The following is a 14,788-nucleotide window of genomic DNA, read 5'->3' on the forward strand; positions in this document are numbered from 1 at the left end:
ATGATCTTGCGGCCGGTGAGGCCGGCGTCGCCCATCGGGCCGCCGATCTCGAAACGGCCGGTCGGGTTCACCAGCAGGCGGTAGCCCTCGGTGTCCAGCTTGATGCCGTCCTCGATGAGCTGGGCCAGGACGTGCTCGACGACGAACTCGCGGATGTCGGGCGCGAGCAGCGAGTCCAGGTCGATGTCGGAGGCGTGCTGCGAGGAGACGACGACCGTGTCGAGGCGGACGGCCTTGTCGCCGTCGTACTCGATGGTGACCTGGGTCTTGCCGTCGGGGCGCAGGTACGGGATGGTCCCGTTCTTGCGGACCTCGGACAGCCGGCGCGAGAGCCGGTGCGCCAGGTGGATGGGGAGCGGCATCAGCTCCGGGGTCTCGTCGCAGGCGTAGCCGAACATCAGGCCCTGGTCGCCGGCGCCCTGCTTGTCGAGCTCGTCCTCGTCACCCTCGACCCGCGTCTCGTAGGCGGTGTCGACGCCCTGCGCGATGTCCGGGGACTGCGCGCCGATGGACACCGACACGCCGCAGGAGGCGCCGTCGAAGCCCTTCTTCGAGGAGTCGTAGCCGATCTCGAGGATCTTCTCGCGGACGAGCTGCGCGATCGGCGCGTAGGCCTTCGTCGTCACCTCTCCCGCGATGTGCACGAGACCCGTGGTGATGAGGGTCTCCACCGCCACACGCGAGGTCGGGTCCTCGGTGAGGAGTGCGTCGAGGATCGTGTCGCTGATCTGGTCGGCGATCTTGTCGGGGTGGCCCTCGGTCACGGACTCCGAGGTAAAGAGACGACGGGACACAACGCTCCCTGGGGGTTGCAGCGGCTGCTGGCTGATCATTGGCAGAACCACATCGGGGGCTGCGCCCGATCACGTTCCGAATGCAGTTTATCGGTCGCCACCGTTCGCCGGACCACCCGTCTCGCCTTATGAATCGGGTGTGACCTGCGGCACTCCATTCTGTCCTACGGATGTGACCAGGAGAAGCGATCCCGGTCAGGCGCGTCGCGCGGGGAGCCGGGGCGCCACGTGGTCCCAAATCACGTCCGCCAGCGCTTCCTTCGGGCCGTAGGGCACCTGCGTCTCGGATCCGTCGGAGGCCAGGAGGACGGCCTCGTTCTCCTCGGAACCGAAGGTCTTGGTCTCGCCGACCTCGTTGACGACGAGAAGATCACATCCCTTGCGCCGGAGCTTGGCGCGTCCGTTGGCCAGGACGTCGTCGGTCTCGGCGGCGAACCCGACCACGACCTGCCCCTCCCTGGCCCGGTCGGCCGAGATCTCGGCGAGGACGTCGGGGTTGCGCACGAGGGCGACCGGCGCGGGCTCCTGCCCGTCCTTCTTCTTGATCTTGCCGCCCGCGTACTCGGCGGGCCGGAAGTCGGCCACGGCCGCGGCCATGACCACGGCGTCGGCGTCGGCCGCCGCCTTGAGCACGGCCTCCCGCAGCTGTACGGCCGTCCCCACCCGTACGACGTCCACCCCGGCCGGGTCGGCCAGCGCGGTGTTGGCCGCCACCAGGGTGACGCGGGCCCCGCGCGCGACGGCCGTGCGGGCGAGCGCGTAGCCCTGCTTGCCGGAGGAGCGGTTGCCCAGGAAACGGACCGGGTCCAGGGGCTCGCGCGTGCCGCCGGCGCTGATCACGACGTGCCGCCCGACGAGGTCGGGCCCGGCCGTCCCGCGCGCCAGGACGCCGCGGCACACCTCGAAGATCTCCTCGGGGTCGGGCAGCCGCCCCTTGCCGGTGTCCTTGCCGGTGAGCCGGCCGACGGCGGGCTCGATGACGACGGCTCCGCGCCGCCGCAGGGTGGCCACGTTCTCCTGGGTGGCGGGGTGCTCCCACATCTCGGTGTGCATGGCGGGCGCGAAGACCACCGGACAGCGTGCGGTGAGCAGGGTGTTCGTGAGGAGGTCGTCGGCCAGCCCGTGGGCGGCCTTGGCCAGCATGTCGGCGGTGGCCGGGGCGACGACGACGAGGTCGGCCGTCTGCCCGATGCGTACGTGGGGCACCTCGTGGACGGTCTCCCACACCTCGGCGGAGGCCGGGTTCCCGGACAGGGCGGCCCAGGTGGCCTCGCCGACGAAGTGCAGCGACGCGGCCGTCGGCACCACCCGTACCTCGTGGCCTGACTCGGTCAGCCGGCGCAGCAGCTCGCACGCCTTGTAGGCGGCGATCCCGCCGCTGACCCCCAGCACGACCTTCGGCTTAGCCACCACGCACTCCCCTTCGACACATCCGTCGTACCTACCCATGACACACCACAGGCCCGGCAGATGTTCTGCCGGGCCTGTGCTGAAGGAATCGCCGTGCCTTACTGGGCCGGGGCCTCGATGGCCTCGGAGGTCAGCAGACCCGCGTTGATCTCGCGCAGCGCGATCGAAAGCGGCTTCTCGTGGACGTGGGTGTCCACCAGCGGGCCGACGTACTCCAGCAGGCCCTCGCCGAGCTGGGAGTAGTACGCGTTGATCTGACGCGCGCGCTTGGCCGCGTAGATCACGAGGCTGTACTTCGAGTCCGTGGCCTCGAGCAGCTCGTCGATCGGCGGGTTGATGATGCCCTCGGGCGCAGTGATGGAAGAGGACACGCTCTACCTTCCGAAGATGGGTGAAAGATCAGGCATTGATCGAATCGAAAGGATCGATCAACGATCAGACAACTTCCATCAAGGCTAGCAGCTCACGCGCCACGTCCTCGACGGAGGTGTTGACCAGGGTGGTGTCGAACTCGGACTCGGCAGCGAGCTCGATCTTGGCGGTCGCGAGCCTGCGCTCGATGACCTCGGCCGATTCGGTGCCCCGGCCGGTGAGCCGGCGGACCAGCTCGTCCCAGCTCGGCGGGGCCAGGAAGACCAGCTGGGCGTCGGGCATGGACTCGCGGACGAGCCGTGCGCCCTGGAGGTCGATCTCCAGCAGTACCGGCTCGCCGTTCTCGAGGCGTTCCAGCACCGCGCCGCGTGGTGTGCCGTAGCGGTTGCCCGCGAACTCGGCCCACTCCAGCAGCTCGCCGTTGGCGATCAGCTTGTCGAACTCGTCGTCGTTGACGAAGAAGTACTGGACTCCGTGTCGCTCACCGGGCCGCGGCTTGCGGGTGGTGGCCGACACCGAGAGCCAGACCTCGGGGTGGACCTTGCGCATATGCGCGACGACCGTGCTCTTGCCGACCCCCGAAGGGCCGGAGAGCACGGTCAGCCGCGGACGAACCTCTGCTGCCATAGAGCGATTATCCAGGTTCCCGGGACTGCCTGAGAACGCCGGAAGAACTTCAGGCGACGCGTCAGCCGGCGGGAGTGCCGAACTCACGCTCCAGAGAAGCGATCTGGTTGGAGCCGAGACCTCGGACACGCCGGGATTCGGAGATGCCGAGGCGCTCCATGATCTGCTTGGCGCGCACCTTGCCCACGCCAGGCAGGGACTCCAGCAGGGCGGAGACCTTCATCTTGCCGATGACGTCGTTCTCCTGGCCCGTCTTGATGACCTCTTGGAGCGAGGCGCCGGAGTGCTTGAGTCGATTCTTCACCTCGGCCCGCTCCCGGCGAGCCGCGGCGGCCTTTTCGAGCGCGGCTGCGCGCTGTTCAGGGGTAAGGGGCGGAAGAGCCACGCCTACGTCACCTCGGATGTCGAACTGTCGGATACGGACCGGTGGGGAACCCATGGGCACCACACCAGGCGAGCTCCCGAACAGCGGTGGAACTCGTTCGCTGCGCGTTCACTCTGCTCGGAGACTAGCGGCCATGACCGCTCCAGTCAGCGAGAACGGACGAAAAGTCCTGGTCAGCCTCCACTGAACCGTACATCACGGACAAAATACCCCTGTTTTGTCCGGTGAAAGACGTTCGAATTTCGTCAGGCAGTGCGACGGACGTGTCCGATGGCTCCCCTACGCGGAGACGGCCTCGCGGATTTCGTCCGCGAACTCGCGTGCCGACGCGCGGAGGGCGGCGACGTCCGGGCCGTGCTTCAGGACGCCCCGCGACACGTTCGGGACCACGTTGCGGACCGCCTTGCCGAAGACCGCCGGGAGGTCGGCGGCCGTCGCCCCCTGGGCACCGATCCCCGGGGCGAGCAGCGGGCCGTTGATGTCCAGGTCGAAGGAGGACAGGTCGCCCAGCGTGGCGCCGACCACCGCCCCGAAGGAGCCCATGGGGCTGGCGCCCTCGTTCTCCGCCGCCAGGTGGGCCAGCATCGTCGCGCCGATCGACCGGCCGTCCGTACGGACCGCCCGCTGGACCTCCGCGCCCTCCGGGTTGGAGGTGAGCGCCAGCACGAACAGGCCCGCGCCGGACTCCCGCGCCAGGTCGACCGCCGGCTTCAGCGAGCCGTAGCCCAGGTACGGGGAGACCGTCAGCGCGTCGGAGAAGAGCGGCGAGGCGGGGTCCAGGAAGGCCGAGGCGTACGCCGCCATCGTGGAGCCGATGTCGCCCCGCTTGGCGTCCATGACGACCAGCGTGCCGGCCGCCCGCGCGTCCGCCACCGTCCGCTCCAGCACCGCGACGCCCCGCGAGCCGAACCGCTCGAAGAAGGCCGCCTGCGGCTTGAAGACCGCCACCGACTCCGCGAGGGCCTCGACGACCGTGCGGGAGAACCGCTCCAGGCCGGCGATGTCGTCGTCCAGGCCCCACTGCGCCAGCAGCGCGGCGTGCGGGTCGATGCCCACGCACAGCGGGCCGCGGGAGTCCATCGCCTCGCGGAGGCGGGTGCCAAACGGGGTCACGGTCACTGCGCGGCCTTTCGGGTCTCGGCGCCCACCGCTTCGGCGAGCGTCGCGTACGGGCTGGTGGCCAGGCGCGCGGCCAGGCCCTTGTGGATGGCGCGGGCATAGAACGGGCCCTCGTAGATGAAGGCGCTGTAGCCCTGGATCAGTGTGGCGCCGGCCAGGATCCGCTGCCAGGCGTCCTCGGCGTTCTCGATGCCGCCGACGCCCACCAGTACGATCCGGTCGCCCACGCGGGCGTACAGCCGCCTCAGGACCTCCAGGGAGCGTTCCTTGACGGGGGCGCCGGACAGGCCGCCGGTCTCCTTCACGAGGGACGGCGAGGACTTCAGCCCCAGGCCCTCGCGGGCGATGGTGGTGTTGGTGGCGATGATGCCGTCCAGGCCCAGCTCCAGGGCCAGGTCGGCGACGGCGTCGACGTCCTCGTCCGCGAGGTCCGGGGCGATCTTGACCAGCAGCGGGACCCGGCGGTCGGTGACGACCCGGTCCGCGGCCTCCCGTACGGCGGTCAGCAGCGGGCGCAGCGACTCGGTCGCCTGGAGGTTGCGCAGGCCGGGGGTGTTGGGCGAGGAGACGTTCACGACGAGGTAGTCGGCGTGGCGGGCCAGGCGCTCGGTGGAGGTGACGTAGTCCGCCACCGCCTCCTCCTCCGGCACGACCTTGGTCTTGCCGATGTTGACGCCGACGACGGTGTTGAAGACAGGGTTACGGGCCGCCAGGCGCTCCGCCACGGCCGCCGAGCCCTCGTTGTTGAAGCCCATCCGGTTGATCAGCGCGCGGTCCGGCACGAGCCGGAAGAGGCGCTTCTTCGGGTTGCCGGGCTGGGCCTGGGCGGTGACGGTGCCGATCTCGATGTGGTCGAAGCCGAGCATCGACATGCCGTCGATGGCGACGGCGTTCTTGTCGAAGCCGGCCGCGAGGCCGAAGGGGCCGTGCATCCGCAGGCCGAGGGCCTCGGTGCGCAGTTCCCTGTAGCGGGGTGCGAGGGCGGCCGCGACGAAGGTGCGCAGCACCGGGGTGCGGGCGGCGAGGCGGATCCAGCGGAAGGCCGTGTAGTGGGCCCGCTCGGGGTCCATCCGCTTGAAGACGAGGTCGAAGAACAGTTTGTACATCGTCCGAAATATCCCTTTGGCGCTCATGAAAGGGGGGACACCGGTAGCTGTCGCCGGTGCCCCCCTTTCGTACGGGCTGCTAGTCGCGGGCCGCGGTCAGGTGCTCCGCGTGCTCCTGGAGGGAGCGGACGCCCACGTCACCGTGGTTCAGCGCGTCGATGCCCTGGACGGCCGCGGCGAGCGCCTGGACCGTGGTCAGGCACGGGACGCTGCGCGCCACGGCCGCCGTGCGGATCTCGTAGCCGTCGAGGCGGCCGCCGGTCCCGTACGGGGTGTTGACGATCAGGTCGACCTGGCCGTCGTGGATGAGCTGGACGATGGTCTTCTCGCCGTTCGGGCCCTCGCCCTCGCTGAGCTTGCGCACCACGGTGGCGTTGATACCGTTGCGGCGCAGCACCTCGGCGGTGCCGGAGGTGGCGAGCAGCTCGAAGCCGTGGGCGACGAGCTCGCGCGCCGGGAAGATCATCGAGCGCTTGTCGCGGTTGGCGACGGAGATGAACGCGCGGCCCTTGGTGGGCAGCGGGCCGTAGGCGCCGGCCTGCGACTTGGCGTAGGCGGTGCCGAAGACGGCGTCGATGCCCATGACCTCGCCGGTGGAGCGCATCTCCGGGCCGAGGACGGTGTCCACGCCGCGGCCGTGGATGTCGCGGAAGCGCGACCACGGCATGACGGCCTCCTTGACGGAGATCGGCGCGTCGATCGGCAGGGTGCCGCCGTCGCCGGTCTTCGGCAGCAGGCCTTCGGCGCGCAGCTCGGCGATGGTGGTGCCGAGCGAGATGCGGGCGGCGGCCTTCGCGAGCGGGACGGCGGTCGCCTTCGAGGTGAAGGGGACGGTCCGGGAGGCGCGCGGGTTGGCCTCCAGGACGTAGAGGATGTCGCCCGCCATCGCGAACTGGATGTTGATCAGGCCGCGGACGCCGACGCCCTTGGCGATGGCCTCGGTGGAGGCGCGCAGGCGCTTGATGTCGTAGCCGCCGAGGGTGATCGGGGGCAGGGCGCAGGCCGAGTCGCCGGAGTGGATGCCGGCTTCCTCGATGTGCTCCATGACGCCGCCGAGGTAGAGCTCGGTGCCGTCGTAGAGGGCGTCGACGTCGATCTCGATGGCGTCGTCGAGGAAGCGGTCGACCAGCACGGGGCGGGTCGGCGAGATCTCGGTGGACTCGGCGATGTACGACTCCAGCCGGGCCTCGTCGTAGACGATCTCCATGCCGCGGCCGCCGAGCACGTAGGACGGGCGGACGAGGACCGGGTAGCCGATCTCGTCGGCGATCGCCTTCGCGCCCGCGAAGGTGGTGGCGGTGCCGTGCTTGGGGGCCGGCAGGCCGGCGTCGGCGAGGACCTGGCCGAAGGCGCCGCGGTCCTCGGCGGCGTGGATCGCCTCCGGGGAGGTGCCGACGACGGGGACGCCGTTGTCCTTCAGGGCCTGGGCCAGGCCGAGCGGGGTCTGGCCGCCGAGCTGGACGACGACACCGGCGATCGGGCCCGCGAGGGACTCGGCGTGGACGATCTCCAGCACGTCCTCGAGCGTCAGCGGCTCGAAGTACAGGCGGTCGGAGGTGTCGTAGTCCGTCGAGACGGTCTCCGGGTTGCAGTTGACCATCACGGTCTCGTAGCCGGCGTCGCTCAGGGCGAAGGAGGCGTGGACGCAGGAGTAGTCGAACTCGATGCCCTGGCCGATGCGGTTCGGGCCGGAGCCCAGGATGATGACCGCGGGCTTCTCGCGCGGGGCGACCTCGGACTCCTCGTCGTACGAGGAGTAGAAGTACGGGGTCTTCGCGGCGAACTCGGCGGCGCAGGTGTCGACCGTCTTGTAGACCGGGCGGACGCCCAGCGCGTGGCGGACCTCGCGGACGACGTCCTCGCGCAGGCCGCGGATCTCGGCGATCTGCGCGTCGGAGAAGCCGTGGCGCTTGGCGTCGGCGAGCAGCTCGGGGTCGAGCTTCTCGGCGGCGGCGAGCTCGTCGGCGATCTCCTTGATGAGGAAGAGCTGGTCGACGAACCAGGGGTCGATCTTCGTGGACTCGAAGACCTCTTCCTGGGTGGCGCCGGCGCGGATGGCCTGCATGACGGTGTTGATACGGCCGTCGGTCGGGCGGACCGCGACGCGCAGCAGCTCGTCCTTGTCACCGGGCTCGCCGACGAAGGTGAACTGCGAGCCCTTCTTCTCCAGGGAGCGCAGGGCCTTCTGGAGGGCCTCGGTGAAGTTGCGGCCGATGGCCATGGCCTCGCCCACCGACTTCATGGTGGTGGTGAGGGTGGCGTCGGCGGCCGGGAACTTCTCGAAGGCGAAGCGCGGGGCCTTGACGACGACGTAGTCGAGGGTCGGCTCGAAGGAGGCCGGCGTCTTCTCGGTGATGTCGTTGGGGACCTCGTCGAGCGTGTAGCCGATGGCCAGCTTGGCGGCGATCTTGGCGATCGGGAAGCCGGTGGCCTTCGACGCGAGCGCCGAGGAGCGCGAGACGCGCGGGTTCATCTCGATGACGATGACGCGGCCGTCGTCGGGGTTGATCGCGAACTGGATGTTGCAGCCGCCGGTGTCGACGCCGACCTCACGGATGATCGCGATGCCGATGTCGCGCAGGCGCTGGTACTCGCGGTCGGTGAGGGTCATCGCCGGGGCGACGGTGATGGAGTCGCCGGTGTGGACGCCCATCGGGTCGAAGTTCTCGATGGAGCAGACGACGACCACGTTGTCCTTGGTGTCGCGCATCAGCTCCAGCTCGTACTCCTTCCAGCCGAGGATGGACTCCTCCAGGAGCACCTCGGTGGTCGGGGAGAGCGTGAGGCCCTGGCCGGCGATGCGGCGCAGCTCTTCCTCGTCGTGGGCGAAGCCGGAGCCGGCGCCGCCCATGGTGAAGGAGGGGCGGACGACGACGGGGTAGCCGCCGAGGGTGTCGACGCCCGCGATGACGTCGTCCATCGAGTGGCAGATGACCGAGCGGGCGGACTCGCCGTAGCCGATCTTGGCCTTGACGGCCTCGACGACGCCCTTGAAGAGGTCGCGGTCCTCGCCCTTGTTGATGGCCTCGACGTTGGCGCCGATGAGCTCGACGCCGTACTTCTCCAGCACACCCTGCTCGTGCATGGAGATGGCGGTGTTCAGAGCGGTCTGGCCGCCGAGGGTCGGGAGCAGCGCGTCGGGGCGCTCCTTCGCGATGATCTTCTCGACGAACTCGGGGGTGATCGGCTCGACGTACGTGGCGTCGGCGATCTCCGGGTCGGTCATGATCGTCGCGGGGTTGGAGTTGACCAGGATGACCCGCAGGCCCTCCGCCTTGAGGATGCGGCAGGCCTGGGTGCCGGAGTAGTCGAACTCGGCTGCCTGGCCGATGACGATCGGGCCGGAGCCGATGACCAGGACGGACTGGATATCGGTGCGCTTAGGCACGCTCGGCCTCCATCAGGGATACGAAACGGTCGAACAGGTAGGCGGCGTCGTGCGGGCCGGCGGCCGCCTCGGGGTGGTACTGGACGCTGAAGGCCGGCTGGTCGAGCAGCTGGAGGCCCTCCACCACGTTGTCGTTGAGGCAGACGTGGGAGACCTCGGCGCGGCCGTAGGGGGTCTCGGCGACCTTGTCGAGCGGCGCGTCGACGGCGAAGCCGTGGTTGTGCGCGGTGATCTCGACCTTGCCGGTGGTGCGGTCCTGCACCGGCTGGTTGATGCCGCGGTGGCCGTACTTCAGCTTGTAGGTGCCGAAGCCGAGCGAGCGGCCGAGGATCTGGTTGCCGAAGCAGATGCCGAAGAGCGGGGTCTTGCGCTCCAGGACGCCCTGCATGACGGAGACCGCGTGGTCGGCGGTGGCCGGGTCGCCCGGGCCGTTGGAGAAGAACACGCCGTCCGGGGCGACCGCGTACACGTCCTCGACGGTGGCGGTGGCGGGCAGCACGTGCACCTCGATGCCGCGCTCGGCCATGCGGTGCGGGGTCATGCCCTTGATGCCGAGGTCGACGGCGGCCACGGTGAAGCGCTTCTCGCCGATGGCGGGGACGACGTACGTCTCCTTGGTGGCGACCTCGGCGGAGAGGTTCGCGCCCTTCATCTCGGCGGACTGGCGCACCTTGGCGAGCAGCGTGCCGTCGTCGGCGATGGCGTTGCCGGAGAAGATGCCGACGCGCATGGCGCCGCGCTCGCGCAGGTGGCGGGTGAGGGCGCGGGTGTCGACGCCGCTGATGCCGACGACGCCCTGGTGGACGAGCTCCTCGTCCAGCGAGCGGCGGGAGCGCCAGTTGGAGGGGACGCGGGCGGGGTCGCGCACGACGTAACCGGACACCCAGATGCGGGAGGACTCGGGGTCCTCGTCGTTGACGCCGGTGTTGCCGACGTGCGGGGCGGTCATCACCACGACCTGGCGGTGGTACGACGGGTCGGTCAGGGTCTCCTGGTAGCCGGTCATGCCGGTGGAGAACACGGCCTCGCCGAAGGTCTCCCCGTGGGCGCCGTAGGCACGGCCGCGGAAGATCCGACCGTCCTCCAGGACGAGTACGGCGGGAGTTTTGTCTGCTCCCCTGGTGGAGGTCGTCATCGTTCGGCGCCTTCCGTCGTGATGGATTGGTTCATGTGATTGACGGCTTCGACCCAGGCGGCGTGTTCGGCCGCGCGGTCGGAGCGGAATCCGGAGTCGATCAGCTTGTCGCCGTGCGCCCATGTGACGACGAGCAGACCGCCCTCGGTGAGTACCTTGCCCGCGATTCCCTTGTCGAGGCGGGCGCCGCGCAGCTGCGCGGCCGGTACGAAGAAGTCGGTGGCACCCGGTCGGACCACGTCGAGGCCCGCCTCGGTGAGGGTGAGCTCGACCCGGCTGCGGACGCCCAGACCGTGGGCGACGATCCGGTCGAGCCACTGCCCGGCGGTGGTGGACCCGTGGTACCGGCCGGTCAGGGCCAGCCGGTGCGCGGGGAGACCGTCGGGGGCGGCGGGGAGCTCGGGCAGGTCGTTCTGCAGAGCGCCGCGCCATTTCCAGCCCTGCCGCATCAGCCAGTACACGAAGGCGACGAAGACGGCCAGGCCGATCACCCACGCCGTGCGGGCTCCGATGCTGGTCACCTCCGCCGACTGTCGCTCGGCGGCCTCGGCGGCCAGTTGGATTACTGCAGGTGTCACGCCAGCGTCCCGTCCACGACCGTTGCACGGCCCCGCAGGAAGGTGTGGGTGACGCGCCCCGGCAGCTCACGGCCCTCGTAAGGCGTGTTGCGGCTGCGGGAGGCGAAGTGTGCGGGGTCCACGACACCACGGTACGAGGTATCGACCAAGGTCAGGTTCGCGGGTTCACCTGCCGAGACGGGACGGCCGTGGTTCTCCAGGCCGCCGATGCGCGCCGGGGCGAAGGACATCCGCTCGGCGACGCCCGCCCAGTCGAGCAGACCGGTCTCGACCATCGTCTGCTGGACGACGGACAGCGCGGTCTCCAGGCCCACCATGCCCATGGCGGCCGCGGCCCACTCGCAGTCCTTGTCCTCGTGCGGGTGCGGGGCGTGGTCGGTGGCCACGATGTCGATCGTGCCGTCGGCGAGCGCCTCGCGCAGGGCCAGGACGTCCTTCTCGGTGCGCAGCGGCGGGTTGACCTTGTAGACCGCGTTGTACGAGCGGACGAGCTCGTCGGTGAGGAGCAGGTGGTGCGGGGTGACCTCGGCGGTGACGTCGATACCGCGGGACTTGGCCCAGCGGACGATCTCGACGGAGCCGGCCGTGGAGAGGTGGCAGATGTGGACGCGGGAGCCGACGTGCTCGGCGAGGAGGACGTCGCGGGCGATGATCGACTCCTCGGCGACCGCCGGCCAGCCGCCCAGCCCCAGCTCGGCGGAGACGACGCCCTCGTTCATCTGGGCGCCCTCGGTCAGGCGGGGCTCCTGGGCGTGCTGCGCGACGACGCCGCCGAAGGCCTTCACGTACTCCAGGGCGCGGCGCATGATCACGGCGTCGTCGACGCACTTGCCGTCGTCGGAGAAGACGGTGACGCGGGCGGCGGAGTCGTGCATGGCGCCCAGCTCGGAGAGCTGCTTGCCCTCCAGGCCGACGGTGACGGCGCCGATGGGCTGCACGTCGCAGTAGCCGGACTCCTTGCCCAGGCGCCAGACCTGCTCGACGACGCCGGCGGTGTCGGCGACGGGGAAGGTGTTCGCCATGGCGAAGACGGCGGTGTAGCCACCGGAGGCCGCGGCGCGGGTGCCGGTGAGGACGGTCTCGGAGTCCTCGCGGCCGGGCTCGCGCAGGTGGGTGTGCAGGTCGACGAGGCCCGGGAGGAGGACCTGGCCGGCGGCCTCGATGACGGTCGCACCCTCGGCGGACAGGTTCTGACCGACCTCGGCGATGGTCTCGCCGTCGATCAGGACGTCCTGCGCCTCGCCACCGAGTACCTTCGCGCCACGGATCAGGATCTTGCTCATGGTTACTTGGTCTCCTCGACACGGGGCGTGCTGGTGGTGGTGACGGCGGGCTCGGAGCCTCCGAGCAGCAGGTACAGGACGGCCATCCGGGTGGAGACTCCGTTGGCGACCTGCTCGACGGCCGTGCAGCGGTCGGAGTCGGCGACCTCGGCGGTGATCTCCATGCCGCGGTTCATCGGGCCGGGGTGCATCACGATGGCGTGCTCGGGCATCTTCGCCATACGGTCGCCGTCGAGCCCGTAGCGGCGGGAGTACTCGCGCTCGGTCGGGAAGAAGGCGGCGTTCATGCGTTCGCGCTGCACACGCAGCATCATCACCGCATCGGACTTCGGCAGCACCTCGTCGAGGTTGTACGAGACCTCGCAGGGCCAGCTCTCGACGCCGATCGGGACGAGGGTCGGCGGGGCCACCACGGTGACCTCGGCGCCGAGGGTGTGCAGCAGCTGGACGTTCGAGCGGGCGACGCGGCTGTGCAGGACGTCGCCGACGATGGTGATCCGGCGGCCGTTCAGGTCCTTGCCGAGGCCGGCGTCGCGGCCGACGAGGCGGCGGCGCATGGTGAAGGCGTCCAGCAGGGCCTGGGTGGGGTGCTCGTGGGTGCCGTCTCCGGCGTTGACGACGGCGGAGTCGATCCAGCCGGAGGTCGCGAGCCGGTAGGGGGCGCCGGAGGCGTGGTGGCGGATGACGACCGCATCGGCGCCCATGGCCTCCAGGGTCAGCGCCGTGTCCTTCAGGGATTCGCCCTTGGAAACCGAGGAGCCCTTGGCGGAGAAGTTGATGACGTCGGCGGAGAGCCGCTTGGCGGCCGCTTCGAAGGAGATCCGGGTGCGGGTCGAGTCCTCGAAGAAGAGGTTGACGACGGTGAGGCCGCGCAGGGTGGGCAGCTTCTTGATCGGCCGGTCCGCGACGCGGGCCATCTCCTCGGCGGTGTCGAGGATCAGGACGGCGTCGTCGCGCGTGAGATCGGCGGCCGAGATGAGGTGGCGCTTCATCTGGATGGCTCCGTAGGTCAGGAGGGCAGGCCGGCCGGCCGGGGTTCGGACGGAGCGGCCGGGCTGGGGCAGGCGGGTGGGGCAGGGCAGGCTTCGGCGCGGACCCCGTCAGGGCCCGGTGGTGCGTACGGGCTACTGCCCGGCTGCCTGGGCGGTCCGCTGGCCGAGCAGCACGGCGTCACGGCCGTCCTCCTCCTGGAGCTGGACCTTGACGGTCTCCCGCAGCGACGTGGGGAGGTTCTTGCCGACGTAGTCCGCGCGGATCGGCAGTTCGCGGTGGCCGCGGTCGACGAGGACGGCGAGCTGCACGGCGCGGGGCCGGCCGAGGTCGCCGAGGGCGTCGAGGGCGGCGCGGATGGTGCGGCCGGAGAACAGGACGTCGTCGACGAGGACGACGAGGCGGCCGTCGAGGTCGCCGCCGGGGATCTCGGTGCGGCCGATCGCGCGGGCGGGCTTGAGCCGCAGGTCGTCGCGGTACATGGTGATGTCGAGGGAGCCGACCGGGATCTTCGTGCCGGTGATCTCTTCGAGTTTGGCGGCCAGCCGGCGGGCGAGGTACACACCGCGGGTGGGAATGCCGAGGAGCACCACGTCGTCGGCGCCCTTGGCGCGTTCGACGATCTCGTGGGCGATCCGGGTCAGTACCCGGGCGATGTCCTGCGCTTCGAGAACGGAGCGCGTGGCATCGGTGCTCTGCTGGGTGTCCATGAAAAGGACCTCCTTCTCCGCCTCACGGGACGGACCTTAAAGGACGTCTGATGTACGTCTCACACGGTACCAGGGGGATGGCGGTGACCCCGCACCGGGCCGGTGCGCCGGGGCGCCCACGGGGCTCCTGGGGCTGTTCCCGAGGGGGCGATGACGACCATTCGGCTTGACGCATCCAAGTAACGCTGCGTAACCTCACAGTGAGTTACCAGCCGCGCGGCGGAGCCGCATGTCAGCCATGCATGTCAGCCGTAGTCACAGCGTCACAGCGTCCGGGAGCGTTATGTCCAGCGAATACGCCAAACAGCTCGGGGCCAAGCTCCGCGCCATCCGCACCCAGCAGGGCCTCTCCCTCCACGGTGTCGAGGAGAAGTCGCAGGGCCGGTGGAAGGCCGTGGTGGTCGGTTCCTACGAGCGCGGGGACCGCGCCGTGACCGTCCAGCGCCTTGCCGAGCTGGCGGACTTCTACGGGGTTCCGGTGCAGGAACTGCTGCCGGGTACGACGCCCGGCGGGGCGGCCGAGCCGCCGCCGAAGCTGCGTCTCGACCTGGAGCGCCTGGCGGGCGTGCCCGCCGAGAAGGCCGGCCCGCTCCAGCGCTACGCGGCGACGATCCAGAGCCAGCGCGGCGACTACAACGGCAAGGTGCTGTCGATCCGCCAGGACGACCTGCGCACCCTGGCCGTCATCTACGACCAGTCCCCCTCGGTCCTGACCGAGCAGCTGATCAGCTGGGGCGTGCTGGACGCGGATGCGCGTCGCGCCGTGGCCCACGAGGACATCTAGTCCCCGGTCCCAGGACCAGCAGAAACGTTACCGGCGGGTGCCGGGAGCCCCATGGGGTTCCCGGCACCCGCCGTTTTCGCGTCGGCACGCACGAACGCGAAAAACGG

At 70.1% G+C, this 14,788-nt stretch carries 14 protein-coding genes; 1 reads left to right on the forward strand and 13 read right to left on the reverse strand.

All coding sequences use genetic code 11. The annotated features are described in order from the left end of the window. The 13 genes from metK to pyrR form a co-directional block, all read right to left on the reverse strand. Positions 1 to 794 (reverse strand): methionine adenosyltransferase (metK, locus tag ACFTXQ_RS35275; RefSeq protein WP_382649375.1); only part of this gene is annotated, 794 nt, incomplete at its 3' end. Between the two features lie 195 nt (positions 795 to 989). Next, positions 990 to 2,204 carry a bifunctional phosphopantothenoylcysteine decarboxylase/phosphopantothenate--cysteine ligase CoaBC gene (gene coaBC / locus ACFTXQ_RS35280; RefSeq protein ID WP_382649378.1) on the reverse strand — a complete coding sequence of 405 codons (1,215 nt, stop codon included), beginning with the start codon at positions 2,202 to 2,204 and terminating at the stop codon, positions 990 to 992. A 98-nt stretch (positions 2,205 to 2,302) separates the two neighbouring features. Then, positions 2,303 to 2,575 (reverse strand): DNA-directed RNA polymerase subunit omega, encoded by a 273-nt coding sequence (rpoZ, locus tag ACFTXQ_RS35285; protein WP_004948662.1) that lies wholly within the window; start codon positions 2,573 to 2,575, stop codon positions 2,303 to 2,305. Between the two features lie 64 nt (positions 2,576 to 2,639). Continuing rightward, positions 2,640 to 3,203: a guanylate kinase gene (gene gmk, locus ACFTXQ_RS35290; protein ID WP_382649382.1), complete on the reverse strand. Its 564-nt coding sequence runs from the start codon at positions 3,201 to 3,203 to the stop codon at positions 2,640 to 2,642. A 61-nt stretch (positions 3,204 to 3,264) separates the two neighbouring features. Next, entirely contained in the window at positions 3,265 to 3,588 is a 324-nt protein-coding gene (locus tag ACFTXQ_RS35295) for an integration host factor (RefSeq protein WP_008740406.1), read from the reverse strand. Between the two features lie 279 nt (positions 3,589 to 3,867). Next, entirely contained in the window at positions 3,868 to 4,707 is an 840-nt protein-coding gene (gene pyrF, locus ACFTXQ_RS35300) for an orotidine-5'-phosphate decarboxylase (protein WP_382649384.1), read from the reverse strand. Further along, positions 4,704 to 5,813, reverse strand: a complete 1,110-nt coding sequence (locus ACFTXQ_RS35305) for a quinone-dependent dihydroorotate dehydrogenase (RefSeq protein WP_382649387.1) — start codon at positions 5,811 to 5,813, stop codon at positions 4,704 to 4,706. Before ACFTXQ_RS35305 ends, pyrF begins: the two co-directional genes overlap by 4 nt. Positions 5,814 to 5,892: 79 nt before the next feature. Next, positions 5,893 to 9,201, reverse strand: coding sequence for a carbamoyl-phosphate synthase large subunit (gene carB / locus ACFTXQ_RS35310; RefSeq protein WP_382649389.1), 3,309 nt, complete (start codon positions 9,199 to 9,201; stop codon positions 5,893 to 5,895). Continuing rightward, positions 9,194 to 10,336 carry a glutamine-hydrolyzing carbamoyl-phosphate synthase small subunit gene (gene carA, locus ACFTXQ_RS35315; RefSeq protein ID WP_382649392.1) on the reverse strand — a complete coding sequence of 381 codons (1,143 nt, stop codon included), beginning with the start codon at positions 10,334 to 10,336 and terminating at the stop codon, positions 9,194 to 9,196. The genes carB and carA overlap by 8 nt, the downstream gene beginning before the upstream one ends. Beyond that, complete coding sequence (locus tag ACFTXQ_RS35320) at positions 10,333 to 10,914, reverse strand: hypothetical protein (RefSeq protein ID WP_382649395.1); 582 nt, start codon at positions 10,912 to 10,914, stop codon at positions 10,333 to 10,335. Before ACFTXQ_RS35320 ends, carA begins: the two co-directional genes overlap by 4 nt. After that, positions 10,911 to 12,197: a dihydroorotase gene (locus ACFTXQ_RS35325; RefSeq protein ID WP_382649398.1), complete on the reverse strand. Its 1,287-nt coding sequence runs from the start codon at positions 12,195 to 12,197 to the stop codon at positions 10,911 to 10,913. The genes ACFTXQ_RS35320 and ACFTXQ_RS35325 overlap by 4 nt, the downstream gene beginning before the upstream one ends. A gap of 2 nt (positions 12,198 to 12,199) precedes the next feature. Then, a complete protein-coding gene (locus ACFTXQ_RS35330; RefSeq protein WP_382649401.1) occupies positions 12,200 to 13,189 on the reverse strand; it encodes an aspartate carbamoyltransferase catalytic subunit in 990 nt (329 codons plus the stop codon). A gap of 132 nt (positions 13,190 to 13,321) precedes the next feature. Beyond that, complete coding sequence (pyrR, locus tag ACFTXQ_RS35335) at positions 13,322 to 13,897, reverse strand: bifunctional pyr operon transcriptional regulator/uracil phosphoribosyltransferase PyrR (RefSeq protein WP_382649404.1); 576 nt, start codon at positions 13,895 to 13,897, stop codon at positions 13,322 to 13,324. 283 nt (positions 13,898 to 14,180) lie between these two features. Between pyrR and bldD the strand changes: the two genes are divergently transcribed. Further along, a complete protein-coding gene (bldD, locus tag ACFTXQ_RS35340) occupies positions 14,181 to 14,681 on the forward strand; it encodes a transcriptional regulator BldD (protein ID WP_007263032.1) in 501 nt (166 codons plus the stop codon). The last annotated feature ends 107 nt before the right edge of the window (positions 14,682 to 14,788 follow it).

Source organism: Streptomyces sp. NPDC057010 (assembly GCF_042673805.1).
GTDB lineage: Bacteria > Actinomycetota > Actinomycetes > Streptomycetales > Streptomycetaceae > Streptomyces.